The organism is Viridibacillus sp. NPDC096237 (assembly GCF_050278625.1).
GTDB lineage: Bacteria > Bacillota > Bacilli > Bacillales_A > Planococcaceae > Viridibacillus.
Genome location: NZ_JBNNTI010000019.1, coordinates 23,721 through 43,609, shown reverse-complemented (window position 1 = coordinate 43,609; position 19,889 = coordinate 23,721). Strand labels below are relative to the sequence as shown.

The following is a 19,889-nucleotide window of genomic DNA, read 5'->3' as shown; positions in this document are numbered from 1 at the left end:
TTATCGTTCAAACAAAGGAGAAATTGAATGTTCGAATTGTTTATAACAATGTTAGAGAGACTAGGAATCATCGTCATGATTGCATTTATATTGACGCGCTTGAAATTTTTACGTGGCCTAATGGGACAGGAACAACTTAGTAAGCGTCAGCAATGGATGGCCATATTGTTTTTTGGTTTTTTTGGAATCATAGGTACTTATTCAGGCATGACTTTTAGTATTGAAACACAACAGTTTAATCGTTGGGCCTCAGGACTTACTGCGGATGAAGCGATAGCAAATTCACGGGTTATTGGTGTAGTTATTGCTGGTTTACTAGGCGGATATAAAGTTGGTATTGGAGCAGGTTTGATAGCGGGAATACATCGCTTAACCTTGGGTGGGTTTACAGCAATTCCTTGTGGCTCTGCCTCGATTTTAGCTGGTGCTATTGCAGGTGTTTTTCATAAAAAGAATAAGGAAATTAAGCTACCTACAGTATTTTTTATAGGAGCTATAAGCGAAGGTTTTCAAATGCTCAATATTTTGCTTTTATCAAAGCCGTATGAAAAAGCTTGGGATCTTGTTGAGCTGATTGGCTTGCCAATGATTATGGCAAACGGACTAGGTTGTACAGTATTTTTGTTAATACTAAAAAATGTTGTAAATGAAGAGGAAAAAGTTGGAGCAGTACAAGCGCAGAAGACACTTCGAATTGCAGACCAGACACTGTTCTATTTACGTGAAGGAATGAATCAGAAAACAGCACAAGCTGTATGTGAGATTTTACATAAGGAATTACAGACTAGCGCAGTTGCGATAACAAATCAATCAACAATATTAGCTCACGTTGGAATGGGTGATGATCATCATATACCACATAGCCCCATTATGACACGAATAACACGGCAAGTAATTGTAGAGGGGAAACTGACTGTTGCAAGTAGTGAGATGATCCATTGTCTTAGAGAAGATTGCCAGTTGCATGATGCAATTGTAGCCCCTTTAACTCAACGTGGTGAAACAATTGGGACGATGAAATTTTATTTTCAGTCGCGGAAGGATATTACACCTGTAGTAATCGAGCTTATTTCAGGGCTTGGTTCATTGCTTAGTAATCAGCTTGAAATTGCCGCTGCAGAGCAGTCTTATCAATTTGCGAAAGAGCTTGAAATTAAAGCATTGCAGGCTCAAATTAGTCCACATTTTCTGTTTAATTCTATGAATACTATAGTTTCATTAATACGATTAGATCCTGATAAGGCTAGAAAACTTTTAGTATCCTTATCACATTTTTTAAGACAAAATTTAGCAGCTACTACTATGGAAATTACTCCACTTGCCCAAGAAATAAAACATGTAAAAGCTTATTTAGAAATTGAAGAAACGCGTTTTGTACATAAATTAGTTGTGATTTATGACATTGATGAAAAAGCGTTAGCTATGGGCATACCTCCACTTACCCTACAACCAATTGTTGAAAATGCAGTGAAACACGGCATTCAAAATATGAGTGAAGACTGCGAAATCTATGTTCGAATTATGGTAGTAGATGACCTAGTTGTAGTAACGATTGAGGATAACGGCCGAGGAATGGCCCCAGAGCTAGCTAAACGAATTGGAAAAGAAGAAATTACTTCTAAAATTGGAAGTGGCATTGCATTATATAACGTGAACCGCAGATTGACGATGCATTTTGGTGAAGAGGCATCAATACAAGTAAAGAGTATAGAAGGACAAGGTACGGCTATTACATTTTCAGTGCCACAAAGGGAGATGATTGTTAGTGGAGTCCATTAGGGCATTAATTGTCGATGATGAGCTATATAATCGAGAGGAATTGAAGCATCTTTTATCCGGATTTTCTTCTATATTAATAGTAGGTGAAGCTAAAACGGGAGAAGAGGCGATCATGCAAGCTATTCAGCTCCAACCAGATGTCGTGCTTTTAGATGTTGAAATGCCGTCAATGAATGGGATGGAGGTAGCGAAATCATTACGTGCATTAAAAAAGGTGCCCCTTATTATCTTCTCAACAGCTTATCCACAATTTGCAGCTGAGGCCTTTCGATATGAAGCGGTCGATTATTTATTGAAGCCATATGATGAAGAAGAAATGAAGCAAGCAGTTGAACGTGTTAAAAATAAATTGCAGTTCCAACCAGTTGGTGAGCAGAAGAAAAATTCGGGTAAATTAGCTGTTGAAGTAGAGGGAGAAATAGTCTATTTGAATTTAGAAATTATATATTATTTTTCACGTGAAGATAAAATAACGAAAATTATGACTCAGCTAGGTGAGTATGAGACAAAGGCAGCGCTTAAAGATTTGGAGTTTCGATTGCACTCCTACTCTTTTTTTCGTATTCATAAAGGTTTTTTAGTGAATTTGAAATATATTAAAGGGTTAAGCCCCTGGTTTAATGGGGCATACCAATTGGAAATAGAAGGGCAGGAATCATTATTACCGGTAAGTCGTAATTATGTAAAAGGGTTACGCAAAAGTTTAGAGATTTAATGTTATGCACAGTTTCATAAAAAAATAACCGCATTTTAGACCGTTATAATTGCATGTAAATCATACATATCGACATGTTAGTCACAGAATGTTCATAAACGATCCTCTTTTATTATAATTATGTAAACGTATTCAAAAATTATTATTTAAGGGGGGAAGGCTATGGTTACATTTTTGTTTGGTATAGTCTTATTGATTTTCGGATATTTTACTTATGGCAAGTTTGTTGAAAAGGTATTTGGCTCTAAGGAGGAACGTCCAACGCCGGCCTATACAAATGCAGATGGTGTAGACTACATACCGATGTCGACTAGTAAAAACTCATTGATCCAGCTGTTGAATATTGCTGGAGTGGGTCCAATATTTGGCCCAATTATGGGTGCCTTATATGGTCCTGTTGCATTTATATGGATTGTAATTGGCTGTATTTTCGCAGGAGCTGTACATGATTATTTAACGGGTATGATTTCAATTCGTAACCGAGGTGCACATTTACCGGAGCTTGCAGGTAAATTTTTAGGGAAATTCATGAAGCACGTTGTAAATGCTTTTGCTATTTTACTTCTATTATTAGTAGGTACGGTCTTTGTAACTTCACCCGCAACATTACTTTATAACTTAATGGATGGTTGGGCAGCGATGGGTATTATCGTTGGTGTTATTTTCGTCTATTATATTTTAGCAACGTTATTACCGATTGATAAGATTATTGGTCGCTTTTATCCAATCTTTGGGGCATTACTTTTAATCAGTGCACTTGGGGTTGGGGTAGGACTAGTTGTAACAGATGCTCCAATTCCTGAGTTATCATTACAAAATTTCCACCCTGATAATTTACCAATTTACCCTTTATTGTTCCTAACGATTTCATGCGGAGCACTTTCTGGTTTTCATGCAACTCAATCACCCATCATTTCTCGTACAACGAAAAATGAAGGAGAAGGTCGTAAAATTTTCTATGGCATGATGATAGCTGAAGGTGTTATCGCTATGATTTGGGCTGCTGCAGGGATGAGTTTATTTGGTAGCTATGAAGGTTTAAATGAATTACTAGCAGCTGGTGGTCCAGCGAAGATCGTTAGTGATGCTTCTATTATGATGCTTGGCGCATTTGGTGGTACATTAGCTATCTTAGGAGTAATCATCTTACCAATTACTTCGGGAGATACTGCTTTCCGAAGTGCGCGTATGATTATCGCGGATTATTTTAAATTATCACAAGTTAAATTCATGAGTCGAATTTGGATTGCGTTACCTTTATTTGTTATTTCATTTGCTTTAACAAAAATAGACTTTAATATTCTTTGGCGCTACTTCTCATGGGCTAACCAATCTACAGCAGTAATTGCACTATGGGTTGCGACAATGTATCTATTCTTAGCAAAGAAAAACTACTGGATTTCTCTTATACCAGGAGTATTTATGACAATGACAACAACGACATACATTTTAAATGCTACGATTGGTTTTAATTTACCGATGAACGTGGCATATATAGGCTCAACAGTTATCACTTTGGCAATTATCGCCATCTTCTTTGTTGCTGCAGTTAAACAGAGAAATGAAAATTCGGTATTACTAGATGAAGATGTATCAGGTAATAATAAAGACTATATTTAATGGGATGTTGCAGTCCTAATTATCGTTAGTTAGTCGATGAAGAAGAGAGAAGAGTCAACTCAAAAGGAAAAGAAAACACGCCTTGGTTATTCAAATTAACCGCCTTCATAATCATTATTGAATAATAAAATAGGTTGAAAAAGCCATTTCATCAACTAGATGAAGTGGTTTTTTGCTTTTGAACTAAATCGCATTCACTTTGTAAAATAATTATTATTCTAATAAACATAAAAATTTTCTCTTTAAAGCAGAAAAGTTGTTAAAAAGAAAAGGTTTAAGAATGCAGTTGTCGAATTGTATAGGAGTAGGATTATTTTGCAATAAAGGGGATGAATGTGTATGAATAAGGTAGAAAAAATAGCTATTCAGGATGAATATCCAGATGAATTTGCTTGGTGCTATGGTTGTGGAAGATTGAATACTGACGGTCATCATATTCGCACAGTTTGGGAAGGTGAGGAAACCGTTACTTATTATGAATCGGGTGATAAATTCACTGCTATACCCGGATTCGTATATGGCGGATTTTTAGCTTCACTAATTGACTGTCATGGTACTGGATCAGCAGCTTTGGCACTGCATCGAAAAAATGGGTATGAGCCAGGTGATAGTGTGGAACCACCCAGATTTGTTACCGCGTCATTACATGTGGATTACTTGAAACCGACGCCACAAGGGGTACAGTTAAAAGCTGTTGGTAAGGTAGAAGAAATTCACCCAAAGAAATTCAAAATTCATGTGAAATTATATGCTGGGGATGAGCATGTAGTAAATGGAGAAGTAGTAGCGGCTTATATGCCAGCTAGTTTTGTTAAATAATTATTTAATTTCAATTTATATTTCCCACTAATATTAGTCATCAAAGCTAGTTTTCAACACTAAATTTCAATAGTACAAATCCGAAAACTATATAATAAAAGTAACTCAAAATTCACAAAAGGAAACACATTTAAAGGAGTGAAAAAAATGTTTGATGCGCAAGCTTTTGGAATGAAATTGAAGGAACTACGAGAGTTAAATGATTATTCGATGTTGTCATTAGGTAGGAAAATTGGCACATCTGCAAGCCGTATTAAAAGTTGGGAGATGGGAGAAAGTGTTCCATCTGCAAGCTGGATTGTAAAATTGAGTGGAGTACTACAAGTATCGGCTGATGAATTACTTTTAAATGTAATGGAAGAGTCAGTTGAACAAAAAGAAGACAAAGACAAATTTAAAAAACGTAAAGTATTACTACGAGATATCCATTTGCTATTGCCAGAACTTAATAAACAGGACTTATTAGAACTTTATACTTTGGCTGAATTAAAGGCAATGCAAAAAGAGGTTACTTCATAATTATTTATTAAATGTTTGGGATAAAGCACGATAACCAGCCCAAGATTATATTGAATTTACTTATCACCTTCCATGAATCTTAATGGAAGGTTTTTTTACGAAGAAATGGAATGGATGTACTTTAAAACTAATTATTTATTTTAAAATAAATAATTAGTTTTAAATAATTTTTTCTGGAAAAAAGTGAATAACATCCCGTTATTATGTACTTAATCTAAAAATAAACATGTTTTTTGTAATATTTGAGTCCTTTTCTCTCTATTTTTACCCTCTATTTAATCAAAACTCCCTCATTTTTCACGAAAATTAAAAAAATCTCAGACAATTTCTTTACTTTTTTTAGCAGAATATTTTTTAGAATTAAATATTTGAAATTATACTCCAATGTTCATCCTAGCAGTCATGGCAAGCCTCTTGAATACTTCATAAATTTTTTTAATAGAAAAATGTATAAAATGACAGAAAATTGCCAACTATTGTAACAGGATTGATACCCCCCCTACATCTTTTAGAAATATTCATGAAATGTGGGGATGTTAGAGTTATCCGTGTTAGTGAAAAGGAGGTCGTTTTTAACGATGAGAAAACAATTGATTGCACTAGCAGCAGGTTTGATATTAGGATCTGCAACATTGACAGCACATGCTGCACCTGTTAGCTATACTGTAGAAAAAGGGGATACACTTTGGTCTATTGCACAGGACAACAACGTTACAGTTGGAGATTTACAAGCATCTAACCTGCTAGATTCTTCTTTAATCTTCCCAGAACAACAACTAGATTTAGAATCTAAATCTGATGAAAAATCAGATGACACATATACTATTAAAAAAGGTGATACACTTACAAAAATCGCCGAAGAAAAGGAGGTTACTATAGCGGATTTGATGAAATGGAATGATTTATCAAGCGATTTAATCTTTGCAGGAGATAAACTCGCTTTATCTGCTACGGCAACTTCAGACATAACAAGAGTTACACAAGCACCTGCACAAACAAAGCAAACAAAATCAACATCTGCACAAACATCAACGCCTCAACAAGGGGGTAAAACGATGACTGTACGTGCGACTGCATATACGGCCTATTGTACAGGGTGTTCTGGTGTGACAGCTACTGGGTATGATTTACGTGCAAATCCGGGAGCGAAAGTTATTGCAGTTGATCCTTCTGTTATCCCTTTAGGATCAAGAGTTTGGGTAGAAGGTTACGGAGAGGCAATAGCTTCTGATACGGGTGGTGCTATTAAAGGAAACCGTATTGATGTATTTATCCCAGATAATAATAAAGTTTATCAATGGGGCGTACGTAATGTCACAATCAAAGTTTTAGACTAAACTGCAGAGTAATATAAAATGTACCTCTCATGTCGAAAGTAGTTCGTCGTGAGGGGTGTTTTTTTATTCATTTTTTAAAAAAAGCGAGGGATTTGGCAATCATCATACATAATTTTCGACAAATTACCCATGCTTATATAAAAGGAGTGGTGTTCAATGAGTGGAAAAAAATCGCAATGGATGTTATTAAGTCTGACAAGTATGACATTATTGCTTGGTGCTTGCTCTGCAAATAAAGAAGCTTCACAGCCAGTAACTGCAATTCCAGCTGAATCGGCACATGCAATGTTTATTAATAGTGAAGGAAAATCTATTGGTGAAGCAGTTTTAACTGAAACAGAAGAAGGTGTTAACATCGGACTTGCATTACAAGGGTTAGAACCTGGTGAGAAGGCGATTCATATTCATGCAGTCGGAAAATGTGAGCCACCTACATTTGAGTCGGCAGGTATGCACTTTAACCCAACACATAAGCAACATGGTTATCTTAATCCAAAAGGATACCATTTAGGTGATTTGCCAAATTTACAAATAGATAAAGATGGTACAGTTGATTTGGAATTTTCGACTAAGGCTTTTACTTTGAAAAAGGGAGATAGTCGTTCCATTCTAGATGGAGATGGTAGTGCTTTTGTTATACATGAAACATCGGACGACTATAAAACAGATCCATCAGGGAATTCTGGTAAGCGAATTGCATGTGGAGTTATCAAAAAATAGTCGATTTGTGAAAAAAAAAAGAATTTAAGCCACGAATTCAGCATTTTTTGCGTCACAACTGTATAGTAGTATTATACAAAGTTGATGTAAATGGGTGGTTACGAATGAAACTAAACAAATCGACAATTTTTCAATGGCTGAAAATCATTCTTCCAGTACTATTAATGATTTTCGCTATTCATGAAATAGGTAAGATTCTTGGGAATGTTAATGGGCAAGAAATTGTTCGAGAGCTAAAGAATTTAGATGTCCGTACTTTAGTATTAATGGCAGCTGTTCCTTTAGCACTAGTATTCCCAATGTTTTTCTATGATTATTTTATTGTGAGGAAATTAAAGCTTAAAAGACCGTTAAAACGTTTAATGAAAGAATCGTTAATTATTAACTCGTTCTCTAATCTAATTGGTTTTGGTGGCTTAATTGGTGTGCTATTGCGTACACATTATTTTAAGAAAAAAGAAGTGGATAGTAGCACATTTTTTAAGACAATTGCATCAGTAACCTTATTTTATTTAGCAGGTCTTTCATTTTTTGCTTGGGTATTACCTATCTTCTATTGGGATTTCCCATTATTAAATGAACGGAAAATTTTAGTTGTTGCTGTATCAATTATTGGTTTATATGTGCCCTTTTTAATTATCAAGGCTATTGTTCAATTAGCTAAAAAAACGACAACACCTCGCCATGTATTAGGAGATGTAGGCTTACTAGGTGTATCAGTTTTAGAATGGTTAGGTGCATTTGCATTTATTTACTTAATCAGTTATATGCTAGAAGTGCCAATTGGTTTTGAAAAATTACTGCCGATTTTCATTATTGCCTCATGTGCAGGTATTGTGAGCATGATTCCAGGTGGTCTTGGATCTTTTGATCTTGTATTCATCTGGGGGACCCAAAGCTTAAATGTACCTGAAGAGTCCGTATTATTGATGCTGTTATTTTACCGCGTCGGATATTATATTATTCCTTTTTTAGCAGGGCTTGCTTTGTTCCTACGTGATTTATGGGGCAAATTAAATGCTGGCTTTAACAGTGTTCCCAATATTATTTTAGAACGAGCTAGTCATATCACTGCTACGGTCCTTGTGTTCTTATCTGGCCTTTTGCTTTTGATATCTTCGGCTGCTCCTGGAGCTATTGAAAGAATTAAGTATGCAAAAGATGTATTATCTTTGCCAATAGTTAATGTATCTCACCAGGTAGCTGTAGCGACTGGGTTTATATTGCTAGCGTTATCGAATGGGATTTCTTACAAGGATCGGCGCTCATATCAATTCACATTATTCGTCTTATTATTTGCTGCGGCATTGTTTATTTTAAAAGGTATTCAATATGAACAGGCACTATTTATGATATTTGTAGCTGGACTACTATTTGTATCGAGAGATCGTTTCTATCGTGAGAGTTACATTGTTACGTGGGGTCGCTCAATCGTAAATGTTTCTATTATTTTGGTTATCACAGCTTTATATGTAGGTATTGGTATTTGGGCGAAACCATCTGCAAAATATCCTATTCCAGAAAGTATGAGACCATACTTTATTACCGACTCAGGTGATTTGTTTTGGAGTGCCTTTATTGCTTTGATTGTTGTGACCATTGTTGTGTTAATAGAAATTTGGTTAAGAAAGGTCACACAATTTAAAAAAATATCTTCAGTCCAACATGAAAAAGAAATATTTTTACATCTCAATAAATATGGTGGTAAAGAGTTATCACATCTCATTTTCTTGCATGATAAATACATTTTTTGGAATGAGAAGAAAACGGTCTTATTCCCTTATCAAGAAAGTGCCGATAAGTTAGTTGTTCTTGGAGACTTGGTTGGAGAAAAAGCAGATTTTGCGGAAGCGATCGAGGAGTTTGTTGCTCATGCTGATTATTATGGTTATACGCCAGTCTTTTATGAAGTGAGCGATCAGTTCGTACCTTATCTACATGGCTTCGGTTATAATTTCTTTAAATTAGGAGAAGAAGGTTTTATAGATATAGAGAATCTTGTATATTCCCAGGAAGATGCGAAGACCGTTAGTAAGCTTACAAATAGTTTAGAGCAGAAAGGCTATTCTTTTGAAATCATTCAACCACCTTTTCAAAAAGATTTGCTGACAGAATTACGTACCTTATCAGATGAATGGCTGGACAATCGGAAAGAAAAGGGATTCTCACTGGGCTATTTCAATGAAGATTATTTACAATTTGCACCGCTCGCTGTTGTGAAAAATGGCGAAGCGCAAGTTGTGGCATTCTCAAATATTATCCAGTTATATGACGAAGAACAGACCATTTCGATTGATCTAATGCGCTCGAAAAAGACGGATTTGCCATCAGGCATTATCGACTATTTATTTCTCAATATTTTCATCTGGGCCAAGAGTGAGAATTTAAAACTTTTAAATGTCGGAATGACTCCACTTTCGCATATTGGTGTATCTAAGTATGCTACGTTAACGGAGAAAATTGCTGCAGAAATTATTTTTAATGGACAGGAATATTATAATTTCCAAGATGTTCAACATTTTAAAGAAAAATTTGCTAATACTTGGAAACCCAAATATTTGGCGTATCGAAAACGAGCTTATTTGCCTTTTACAATGTTACAAATTATGATATTAATAGGTGACAATAAATACGCTACAATGAGAGAGCAAGTATCAGAAATTAAAAACTCTCGTAATCGATAAAGAACTATAAAACCTTAGAGTCATTTATACGATTCTAAGGTTTATTTTAATTATAGAAAAGCAAAAATTCTTATAAAGGAGTGGTTTTGTTGATAGGTGAACCCATTTTACGATTACAAAATGTTGAGATGACTTTTGGTACTAAAAAAGTCTTAAATGGTATTAATTTAGAAGTAGGTAAGGGACAGATTATAGGTTATATAGGGCCAAATGGTGCTGGTAAAAGTACGACGGTAAAATTAATGCTTGGACTAATTGAAGGCTATACAGGAAAAATTGAAATTTTCGGTAAGGATATTGCTGATGTAGATTATACATATAAAAAACGTATTGGTTATGTACCCGAAACTGCAGAGCTATATGATCATTTAACGGCAGCAGAGTATTTGATATTTACTGGGGAAATGTATGGGTTAGGACGTGAGGATGCAGAGAAAAAGGCTTATGAGTTGATGTTTCAATTTGGCTTAGAGAATGCCTTTCATCAACGCCTAACCTCTTTTTCAAAGGGGATGCGTCAGAAGGTACTGATCATTTCGAGCGTATTGCATAACCCAGATTTACTGTTTTATGATGAACCTTTGAGTGGGTTAGATGCAAATAGTGTACTCGTTGTGAAAGAAATTTTAGCAAAACTTGCTGAGGAGGGGAAGACTGTTTTTTATTCTTCTCATATCATGGAAGTTGTTGAGAAGATTAGTGATCGAATTGTACTTTTAGTTAATGGTTTAGTAGTAGCAGATGGTAGTTTCGAAGAGTTACAACAGCAAGGCAAGGAGGGGACACTAGAGGAAATATTCAATCAGATGACAGGATTTAATCAACAGGTTGAGATTGCTGAGCGTTTTGTCGAGATTGTGAAAGAAGGTCGAGTATATGAATGATTTTAAATCGTTAAAGGTACTCGATGTATTCCGGGTTGTTTTTGAGAAATTTGATATCGATTATCCTATTATGAGGAAACTTATCCAATTGAAACTGACGATGGATGGTCGTCGAATACCTGCTATTTTCAATGGACAAAAGCAGAAAAAAGAAGGCAATCAATTTATTAAATCACTCTGGGTTTATCTTTTCTATGGTCTTTTATTGTTAACCCCGTTTTTATTTTTGAAAAATCAATATATGTTCGCATCGAGTATAGTATTTACTATGCTAATGTTTATAACAATTACGACGATGGTGTCTGATTTTTCAGCGGTGCTGTTAGATGTGCGTGACAAAAATATATTACAACCAAAACCAGTCAGTAATCGTACCTTGAATGCAGCTAAAATAATGCACATTGTGATTTATTTAGCGTTACTTGAAGGTGCATTTGTCATTGCTCCACTTGCTGTTGGTATATATAGATTTGGACTTTTTTACGGTTTCATTTTCATCGTTAGTATAGTTTTTGTTAGTTGTTTTATCGTTGTCATTACTGCTTTTACATATTTATTTATCCTGCGTTTCTTTAGTGGTGAAAAACTGAAGGATCTTATCAATTATGTGCAAATTTTTTTAGCTGTTGCAGTTATGTTTAGTTATCAAGTAATGGCGCATTCATTTGAGTTAACTCAATTAAACTTGCAGTATACGTTTACTTGGTGGCATATTTTTTTACCCCCTCTTTGGTATAGTGCTTTCTTTGAAGTATTACTAAATCAAGATTACTCGATAAATATGCTTATATTGATGGCATGTGGTATTGTTATTCCTTTGTTGATGTTGCGGTTCTATATTAAATTGATGCCAGTATTTGAGCGAAGCCTCTCAAAATTGTTAAGTGATTCTGTACGTACAAAAGGTAAGTCCCACAAATTTGAGGAATGGACTTCGAAGATTTTATGCCGTAATTCTCAGGAACGTACCTTTTATCGATTTGCATCACTAATGATTCGACAGGAACGAGAATTTAAATTAAAGGCATATCCACAAATAGGTTTTGCTATTGTTTTTCCATTTGTCATGTTTTTTAATGAAGTACGAATCTATTCTTTAAAAGAAGCCATGGCAAACGAAAATGTGTACCCTTTGTATTTTAGCGCGCTCATGATTCCGACTGTTGTCCATTTATTGAAGTTTTCGGGGTCATATAAAGGTAGTTGGATTTTTAGAGCAGCGCCAGTTAGCAATGCGAAAATGTTTTATAGTAGTACACTAAAGGCAGCAATCATAAAGCTGTTCTTTCCGACATTCTCCATCTTAAGCATTGTATTTATTGCCATGTTTTCATGGGCTATAATTCCAGATTTAATCATTATTTTATTAGTTGCGATTATGATGACATTGCTTTCATATGTACTTTTGAATGGAGAAATCTATCCATTTTCAAATTCACATGAGTCAACTCAAGATAATAATACATTGAAAATTTTTGTTGCAATGTTTGTCATTGGTGCATTTGCTTTAGTCCATTATTTAATCGCTATGGTTCCATATGCTAAATTGATATATATGCTGATACTAATAATTGCAGTTGTTATTGGATGGCTTATTGTTTTCGGAGAAAAGAAAAATCACGGTCACTCTTAGAGCGACCGTGATTTTATTTTGTTTCTTTAAATGAGATTGGCGTAGGTTCTATAGTTAAGTCTGGTTGGATAGGTTTAAATTCTAATAATGCATCTTTGGATAGTGAAGATGATGAACGAACTTGTCAATTTCTAAACGGAGTTTTTCTGTTTCAGCTATGAAACTTTGTTGTTTAAGTTTTTCAAGCTCAATTTCATCTTGGAGTATACTGTGTTTTATTCTCAAGCGATCGTTGAAAGCTTTCGATGAAATAGCAACAATTGGAATTAGTAATGCGAAAATGGGTACTATAAAAGGGCTCATGAGAAATCTCCTTTGGGTGTATAATGTTTACATTATTATACTGTAAATTGTTGGATTTGGATTCATATTTATCAATTGACAGAAAATTTAAATTAATTAGGTTATAACGCTTGATTTTGTGTGGAGAAAATTGTAATATAAAAAAACCATAAAAATTATTTTATAAAGGGGGGGATGCTAATGAAAGCTTCTAGATTTGAAACGTACTTGGTAGATCAGGATTTTGAGGTTCAAAGAAAAGAAGAAAAACATGAAGAGATTTGCCCTGAGAATGATCTTGAGCAATATCCTGAAGGTTTTTTCACTGAATTATAGGTATTGAACAGCCGCATTTAAAGGCTGTTTTTTTTGTAATGAGAAGGGACTTGATATTCATAATTTTACGAGTCTATCTTATTAGCTCCACAAACGGTATTAAACCCTTTAAACTTTAATTCATTTTCTATCAAAATTTTAACTGGAAATAATAATAGAACTGAAAAGCTTGGATGGAAATCTATGCTTTTTTGCAGTATGATGTGATTCAGATGGGGTGTTTAACATGACAATTGATGAACAAATAGTAATTTGGTTTGAATATTTTCATGCCAATCCTGAAATAAGCTGGGAAGAACATGAAACAACAAAAAAAATTGCTTCTATTTTAGAAGAGTTGAACGTTTCCTATAGACTTTTAGGTGATGTACCTGGTTTATTAGCGGAAATTGGTGAAGGGGAAGAAATTGTAGCAGTACGTGCAGATATTGATGCTTTATGGCAAGAAGTTGATGGTGAATGGCGTGCAAACCATTCATGTGGCCATGACGCCAATATATCGATGGTGTTAGGTGCGCTACTAAATTTGAAAGAGCAAGCTTTAAATCACCGTATTCGTTTTATATTCCAACCTGCTGAAGAAAAAGGAAACGGTGCTGTTGCTGCTTTTGATAGAGGAGCGGTAGAAGATGTAACCCATTTATTTGGTGTGCATTTACGTCCTTTTGAAGAACTTAAATTAGGGCAAGTATCTCCGGCTATTCACCACGGCGCGGCTGTATTTTTAGAGGGTAGAATTCATGGAACAGATGCTCATGGTGCAAGACCACATCAAGGTCAAAATGCTATTGATGTTGTAGTAGCTATTCAACAAATGGTGAAGAGTATATATATATCGCCGTTTGAACCACACTCAGCAAAACTTACGAAAATTGTAGCAGATGGTGGAAGTATCAACATTATTCCAGGTGGCGCAAATTTCACTATGGATGTACGTGCACAGAAAAACGTTGTATTAAAAGAGATACAATCACATGTTGAACATGGATTAGAAGCAATCAAGCAACAATTTAATGTAGATATTACTTGGAACTGGGTGGATTTAACACCAGGTGCAGAAGTATCTTTGGAGGCTGCGAAAATTGCACAAGAAGCTATTATTGAAGTGCTAGGTAAAGAACATTTAGCGCCACCAGTCATAACTCCTGGTAGTGATGATTTCCATTTTTATACGGTTCTGAAGCCGGAATTGAAAGCGACAATGCTCGGTATTGGCGCTAATTTAGCACCAGGATTACATCATCCTAAAATGACTTTCGAAAAAGAGTCATTACTAGACGCTGCCAAAGTATTAGCGAAAGTACTTTCAAAAACTCTAGTGAAATAATTTAAGAACCTATGCGAAGGAAATCTTTGCATAGGTTCTTTATTTTTTAGGAATATTAGTTAGGTGAATTTTGCTAGTTTATGTGCAGGAAATGCTAGCGCTTTCAAAAAAAGGTTTGACTCAAAAAGAAGTGGCTATTACTATTATTATAATAGTGTTTATTTATAGACTATTCTAAAAAATTCATATTTTCACAAAGGGGTTTTGGGGAATGAAAAAGGAGATTAGTGCAGGCTGGGCTGGTTTAACATTTTTGATTATGATTATTACGATGTTAGTAACCGTTGTTATGTTAAAACAAAGTCCACATGTGCCGTTAATTGTGGGGACAATTGTAGCTTCGATTATTACATGGAAGCATGGTTATAAATGGATAGAAATTGAAGGCATGATGTATAAGGGGATACGTCTTGCATTACCAGCAATTGTAATAATTATGTTAGTCGGATTAACGATCGGTGCCTGGATTGGTGGCGGAGTCGTAGCAACGATGATTTTCTACGGTTTGAAAATTATTTCACCAGCATGGTTTTTAGTAACGATTTTGATTATCTGTTCAATTGTATCACTGGCTATAGGTAGTTCATGGTCGACAATGGCTACAATTGGTGTAGCTGGCATGGGTATTGGTTTGAGTATGGGGATTCCTGCTCCAATGATTGCGGGCGCAGTTATTTCTGGCGCTTATTTTGGTGATAAAATGTCTCCGCTTTCTGATACTACGAACTTAGCTGCAGGTTTAACAGAAACAAATTTGTTTGATCATATTAAGCATATGTTTTATACAACAATTCCTGCATTAATTATTTCGTTAGTTGTTTTTGGCATTCTAGGTCGTCGATTTGCATCATCTTCAATGAATATGGAAAAAATTGAAGGAACATTAAGTGTTTTACAAGAAAGCTTTGTCATTACTCCCTGGTTACTATTAGTACCGGTTATTGTTATAGCATTAGTAGCGAAAAAAGTACCAGCTATCCCTGCTTTAATTGTTGGGATATTACTAGGGTTTATCGCTCAAATTTTCGTGCAGGGCGGAGCACCAGCAGATGCAGTGAATGCTTTGCAAGAAGGATTTAAACTAGAAACTGACAATGAAATGGTCTATGAATTGTTTAATCGTGGTGGTTTAGATTCAATGATGTTCACTGTCTCAATGACTTTAGTTGCGATGACTTTTGGCGGTGTATTGGAGTATTCGGGTATGCTTCAATCAATGATGAATATTATTGTAAAAGCAGCAAAATCAACGGGTAGCTTGGTAGCTGCAACTATTGCCTCTTGTATTACAACGAATGCAACATGTTCTGAGCAATATATATCGATTGTTGTACCTTCTCGTATGTTCGTTAAAGTTTATAAAGATAGAGGATTGCACTCTAAAAACTTATCACGTACTTTAGAAGATGGCGGTACATTAACTTCGGTATTCTTCCCATGGAATACATGCGGTGTATTTATACTAGCGACACTTGGTGTAAGCGCTTTAGAGTACGCTCCGTATGCGATATTGAATTTTACAGTACCAATTCTCTCAATTATTTATGGGTATATTGGGTTTTCAATCGTTAAATTAACGCCGGAAGAACAGGCATTAAATAAGAGTAATGAAGCAAAGTTAATAGAGGAAGAAGAGATAAATAGTGTACCTGCACTAGATTAATAGGCAAAAGCCTTCTAGAATTTTGGATGTCTAGAAGGCTTTTTTTAATGATATGTGGAGAAATTTAGCTCATATAAACTACGTGGTCGACCTTGCTGATATGTCATTTCTTCTCCAATAATTTTAGCGTAGTTATGTTCAACAAGTTTTTTTAAGATTCGCTCTGTTGTTCGTCGTGTTACTTGTAAATGTTCAGATAAATCCTGAGCTGTAAATTGTAACGACTGTCTTGATTTACTAAAGGTCATAATTTTCGAGATGTTAAGAGGGCTAAGTTTTGTTTCCTTTGCCATAAGGACGATATAAGGGTCTTTAGCTTGTAATGATAGTGTTGTGGTTGAATTAGGGAACGGTCCTTGTAGTTCTTTGTTTTCAGTTAATATATAAATAGTATTAGGTGATGCATATTGTAACGCCTGCTGGGCATTTCTTTGTGCTTCTAAAATAGATTCACCGTAACCAAAGACGAGCTTCGCAAACTTCTCTGGAGCAGTAAAGAAAGACTCCAGTTTGTTTTGGGTAAGTGCATTTTGTAAGTGTCCATAGGTTGTGAATATTTCAAACCGGCAAGCGTCTACCTGTTGATACGAAGCATGGATAATAGTAGTTAATTGTTCAACAGTTTGTAATGGATTGTATGAAGCTTCATGGAATTCTATAATCCCGGCAACGGCTTTTGCAGATTCAAGTTTTGTTAATTGTGATAAAGATATAGATTCGTTTAGATGATGAATAATTGAACTTTTTGGATCAAGCATACGTATTACAGGAACGCCTAAAACCATTAATTCATCATAAATAGCGTGTATACTAGTTATGACTAAATCAATTTGTTTTGTCTGCCAAAGGGCGATATGATTTGTAAGTAATTGCTTAGTGGGTGTTGTTAATTCAATTTCTTGCACAAATGGTAATGGTCCGTCATACTGGATATCTTGTAAGACATTCTGTATAAAAGTAGAGCTCATTACATCAATAGAAAGTCGATCAATTGTGACATCATGTTTTGAAATAGCTGAAAGAATAGTTGTTGATATCATCGTTTCATCTTGTTTTATATATGTCCAAGGTATTGGCCATTGTTGTAATAAATGTTTAGCATACAAATAAGGCAATGTACCTGCCAACAATAATACATCGCAAGGTTTCACTTGTTTCATTAAGTTAGGTGCTTCTTCTGGTGAATTGTAAATATAAAAATCTAATTGTATATGTGGCATTTCATGTGAGATAATATTGAGACGATTCATAAATGCCTTTGAACAAATGACTGCTATTTTTGTCGACATAGAATATGGCTCCTTTGTTATATTTTTTTATCAATTAACGACTATTTAACGACAACTATAACAGCTTGTAATTAAAAAGAAAAGAGTGAATGTAAATGAAAATTACTGAAATTGAAATTTTTGCAATCGAACTACCTTTAATTGAACCATTTATTATTAGCTATGACACATATCCATCAATGCCCTCTATTATCGTGAAGATGACTACAGATGAAGGCATTGTCGGTTACGGTGAGTCTGTACCTGATGAACATGTAACAGGGGAGACTTGGGGAAGTACTTACGCTGTATTAAAAAACCAACTTGCTCCATTAATGATTGGACAAGATCCAATGGCGTTCGAAAAAATTCACACATTAATGGATAATGCAGTTTATCAAGTACCTGCAGCAAAAGCGGCGATTGATATCGCTTGTTTCGATATAGCAGGTAAAAAATTGAATGTACCGGTTTATCAACTAATTGGTGGACGCTATCATGAAAGGTTTCCTATAACACATGTTTTAAGTATAGGTACACCTGAAAAGATGGCAAATGAAGCACAAGAACGTGTGGAACAAGGCTATCGCTCATTCAAAATGAAGGTCGGAACAGAAGTCATGAAGGACGTAGAACGTATTCAGGCAGTTCGTGATTGCGTTGGTTTTGATATCGCAATCCGTGTAGATGTCAATCAAGGGTGGAAAAATAGTGCCACAACTTTACGAGGTTTACGTGCGTTACGTGACGTTGATTTAGATTGGTTAGAGCAACCTGTTGTTGCGGATGATATAGATGCGATGGTAGAAATAAAATGTAAAACAGACATACCTTTAATGATTGACGAAGGCTTACATGGGATAAAAGAAATGCGTGAAATTATCGCTAAACGCGCCGCTGATAAAGTTAATATAAAACTGATGAAATGCGGTGGTATTTATCCAGCCATGAAACTAGCAATAATGGCTGAAATGGCAGGGATTGAATGTCAGGTTGGATCAATGGTAGAATCATCAGTTGGTTCTGCGGCTGGTTTCCATGTTGCCTTCTCAAAAGAAATTATGACAAGTGTGGAGTTAACAGGACCATTGAAATTCTCAAAAGATGTGGGTAACTTGAAATATGATGTACCATTCATTTGTTTAAATGAACGTCCAGGATTAGGCATTGATGTAGATGAGGTTGTCATACAAGAACTTTGCCACTACTCAGATGTAGTGAAATAATAGTTGGAGGAGGACTTGAATGAACAGTATATATAAAGGTCATTTAGGTGAAACACCATTTGATATACGAATATTAGCAATGGAACATTTACCGATTATACAACGATTACAAACTATTGTTTATAATGCATTACCAGATCAATCTGTGTTACAGCCTCTATCGCAAGGAGAATTTGAATATATTCTTAACGGCAACGGCTTAATGATTGGAGCATTTGTAGGGGAAAATCTAATAGCATTCCGCGCATTACTTGAGCCTGAAATTGATGATGAGCATCTTGGGCGTGATTGTGGAATAGAAGAATCTGAATTGTCACGTGTGTTATATCAGGAAATTTCAAATGTATCGCCTGACTACCGTGGCTTTGGACTCCAACAGACATTAGCTAAAGTTATTATGAATCAGGTAGATGTAAAACATTTTGACTATATTTGTGCGACAGTAAAGCCGTTTAATATCCCAAGCTTAAAAGACAAATTTTCTCAAGGTATGGTAGTAGCAGCTTTAAAAATAAAATATGGTGGCAAGCTCCGGTATGTATTTTTCAAAAAAACAGTTGAAGAAGTTTTGTTATTCACTGAGTCCTGTAAAGTATTAATGAGTAATACCACTATGCAACAACAGCTATTGAAAGAAGGCTGGCTCGGTGTACAAGTTTTTATGGAAAATGATGAATGGTTTGTAGAGTATAAAAAACTGTAATGAGTATGAGTCGCTTTCAATAAGGAAAGTGGCTTTTTGTAAAAAAATATTGATAAATATAGACCAGAGAGTAAAACGTTGATAATACAAGTTTCAAAAAAGGTTACAATATTTATTAATAAAAAAAGGTTTCCAATATTTATTTGGAAGTTATGGCTGTGGATTGGTGGATTGTTGCGCTAATTGAGGTGATTGTTGCACTATCTTGGTTGATTGTTGCGCTAACTCGAGTGATTGTTGCGCTAACTCACTCCATTGTTATTTAGCAGAATATTCACGTCTTCTGTACTCTCTAAATTACTACTTGTTTTATTAATAGATGAAGATGTGTTAACATAAATACCAATTACTTCGCCAGCAAATCTTCACCGAAA

The 19,889-nt window shown here is 35.2% G+C and carries 17 protein-coding genes; 15 read left to right on the top strand and 2 right to left on the bottom strand.

What is annotated here, in order from left to right:
* Positions 1-27: 27 nt before the first annotated feature.
* The 10 genes from ACQKMD_RS12055 to ACQKMD_RS12010 all read left to right on the top strand — a co-directional run bounded on the left by ACQKMD_RS12055 (position 28) and on the right by ACQKMD_RS12010 (position 12,710).
* A complete protein-coding gene (locus ACQKMD_RS12055) occupies positions 28-1,779 on the top strand; it encodes a LytS/YhcK type 5TM receptor domain-containing protein (RefSeq protein ID WP_427752357.1) in 1,752 nt (583 codons plus the stop codon).
* On the top strand, positions 1,766-2,494 hold the full coding sequence (locus tag ACQKMD_RS12050; protein ID WP_427752356.1) for a LytR/AlgR family response regulator transcription factor: 729 nt from the start codon (positions 1,766-1,768) through the stop codon (positions 2,492-2,494). Before ACQKMD_RS12055 ends, ACQKMD_RS12050 begins: the two co-directional genes overlap by 14 nt.
* 162 nt (positions 2,495-2,656) lie before the next feature.
* Positions 2,657-4,114: a carbon starvation CstA family protein gene (locus tag ACQKMD_RS12045; protein ID WP_427752355.1), complete on the top strand. Its 1,458-nt coding sequence runs from the start codon at positions 2,657-2,659 to the stop codon at positions 4,112-4,114.
* A 339-nt stretch (positions 4,115-4,453) separates the two neighbouring features.
* Positions 4,454-4,933, top strand: coding sequence for a PaaI family thioesterase (locus ACQKMD_RS12040; protein WP_427752353.1), 480 nt, complete (start codon positions 4,454-4,456; stop codon positions 4,931-4,933).
* 147 nt (positions 4,934-5,080) lie between these two features.
* Entirely contained in the window at positions 5,081-5,452 is a 372-nt protein-coding gene (locus ACQKMD_RS12035; protein WP_427752352.1) for a helix-turn-helix domain-containing protein, read from the top strand.
* A gap of 578 nt (positions 5,453-6,030) precedes the next feature.
* On the top strand, positions 6,031-6,789 hold the full coding sequence (locus ACQKMD_RS12030; RefSeq protein ID WP_427752351.1) for a LysM peptidoglycan-binding domain-containing protein: 759 nt from the start codon (positions 6,031-6,033) through the stop codon (positions 6,787-6,789).
* Between the two features lie 156 nt (positions 6,790-6,945).
* Positions 6,946-7,509, top strand: coding sequence for a superoxide dismutase family protein (locus tag ACQKMD_RS12025; protein ID WP_427752350.1), 564 nt, complete (start codon positions 6,946-6,948; stop codon positions 7,507-7,509).
* Positions 7,510-7,613: 104 nt separating this feature from the next.
* On the top strand, positions 7,614-10,193 hold the full coding sequence (gene mprF / locus ACQKMD_RS12020) for a bifunctional lysylphosphatidylglycerol flippase/synthetase MprF (protein ID WP_427752349.1): 2,580 nt from the start codon (positions 7,614-7,616) through the stop codon (positions 10,191-10,193).
* Positions 10,194-10,321: 128 nt separating this feature from the next.
* Positions 10,322-11,077, top strand: a complete 756-nt coding sequence (locus ACQKMD_RS12015; protein WP_427752385.1) for an ABC transporter ATP-binding protein — start codon at positions 10,322-10,324, stop codon at positions 11,075-11,077.
* On the top strand, positions 11,070-12,710 hold the full coding sequence (locus tag ACQKMD_RS12010) for a hypothetical protein (RefSeq protein WP_427752348.1): 1,641 nt from the start codon (positions 11,070-11,072) through the stop codon (positions 12,708-12,710). The genes ACQKMD_RS12015 and ACQKMD_RS12010 overlap by 8 nt, the downstream gene beginning before the upstream one ends.
* An 81-nt stretch (positions 12,711-12,791) precedes the next feature.
* Here the strand turns inward: ACQKMD_RS12010 and ACQKMD_RS12005 are convergent, their stop codons facing one another.
* Positions 12,792-13,013 carry a hypothetical protein gene (locus ACQKMD_RS12005; RefSeq protein WP_427752347.1) on the bottom strand — a complete coding sequence of 74 codons (222 nt, stop codon included), beginning with the start codon at positions 13,011-13,013 and terminating at the stop codon, positions 12,792-12,794.
* A 180-nt stretch (positions 13,014-13,193) separates the two neighbouring features.
* Between ACQKMD_RS12005 and ACQKMD_RS12000 the strand changes: the two genes are divergently transcribed.
* The 3 genes from ACQKMD_RS12000 (at position 13,194) to nhaC (ending at position 16,318) form a co-directional block, all read left to right on the top strand.
* Positions 13,194-13,328 carry a hypothetical protein gene (locus ACQKMD_RS12000; RefSeq protein ID WP_427752345.1) on the top strand — a complete coding sequence of 45 codons (135 nt, stop codon included), beginning with the start codon at positions 13,194-13,196 and terminating at the stop codon, positions 13,326-13,328.
* Positions 13,329-13,554: 226 nt separating this feature from the next.
* Positions 13,555-14,655 carry an amidohydrolase gene (locus ACQKMD_RS11995; protein ID WP_427752343.1) on the top strand — a complete coding sequence of 367 codons (1,101 nt, stop codon included), beginning with the start codon at positions 13,555-13,557 and terminating at the stop codon, positions 14,653-14,655.
* 211 nt (positions 14,656-14,866) lie between these two features.
* Positions 14,867-16,318, top strand: a complete 1,452-nt coding sequence (nhaC, locus tag ACQKMD_RS11990; RefSeq protein ID WP_427752341.1) for a Na+/H+ antiporter NhaC — start codon at positions 14,867-14,869, stop codon at positions 16,316-16,318.
* Positions 16,319-16,362: 44 nt separating this feature from the next.
* On the opposite strand, the gene ACQKMD_RS11985 is transcribed toward nhaC, so the two are convergent.
* Positions 16,363-17,607: a hypothetical protein gene (locus tag ACQKMD_RS11985; RefSeq protein WP_427752339.1), complete on the bottom strand. Its 1,245-nt coding sequence runs from the start codon at positions 17,605-17,607 to the stop codon at positions 16,363-16,365.
* Positions 17,608-17,702: 95 nt separating this feature from the next.
* Between ACQKMD_RS11985 and ACQKMD_RS11980 the strand changes: the two genes are divergently transcribed.
* Together ACQKMD_RS11980 and ACQKMD_RS11975 are read left to right on the top strand one after the other, a co-directional pair.
* Positions 17,703-18,812 carry a mandelate racemase/muconate lactonizing enzyme family protein gene (locus tag ACQKMD_RS11980; protein ID WP_427752337.1) on the top strand — a complete coding sequence of 370 codons (1,110 nt, stop codon included), beginning with the start codon at positions 17,703-17,705 and terminating at the stop codon, positions 18,810-18,812.
* Positions 18,813-18,831: 19 nt separating this feature from the next.
* Positions 18,832-19,515 (top strand): GNAT family N-acetyltransferase, encoded by a 684-nt coding sequence (locus tag ACQKMD_RS11975; RefSeq protein WP_427752336.1) that lies wholly within the window; start codon positions 18,832-18,834, stop codon positions 19,513-19,515.
* The last annotated feature ends 374 nt before the right edge of the window (positions 19,516-19,889 follow it).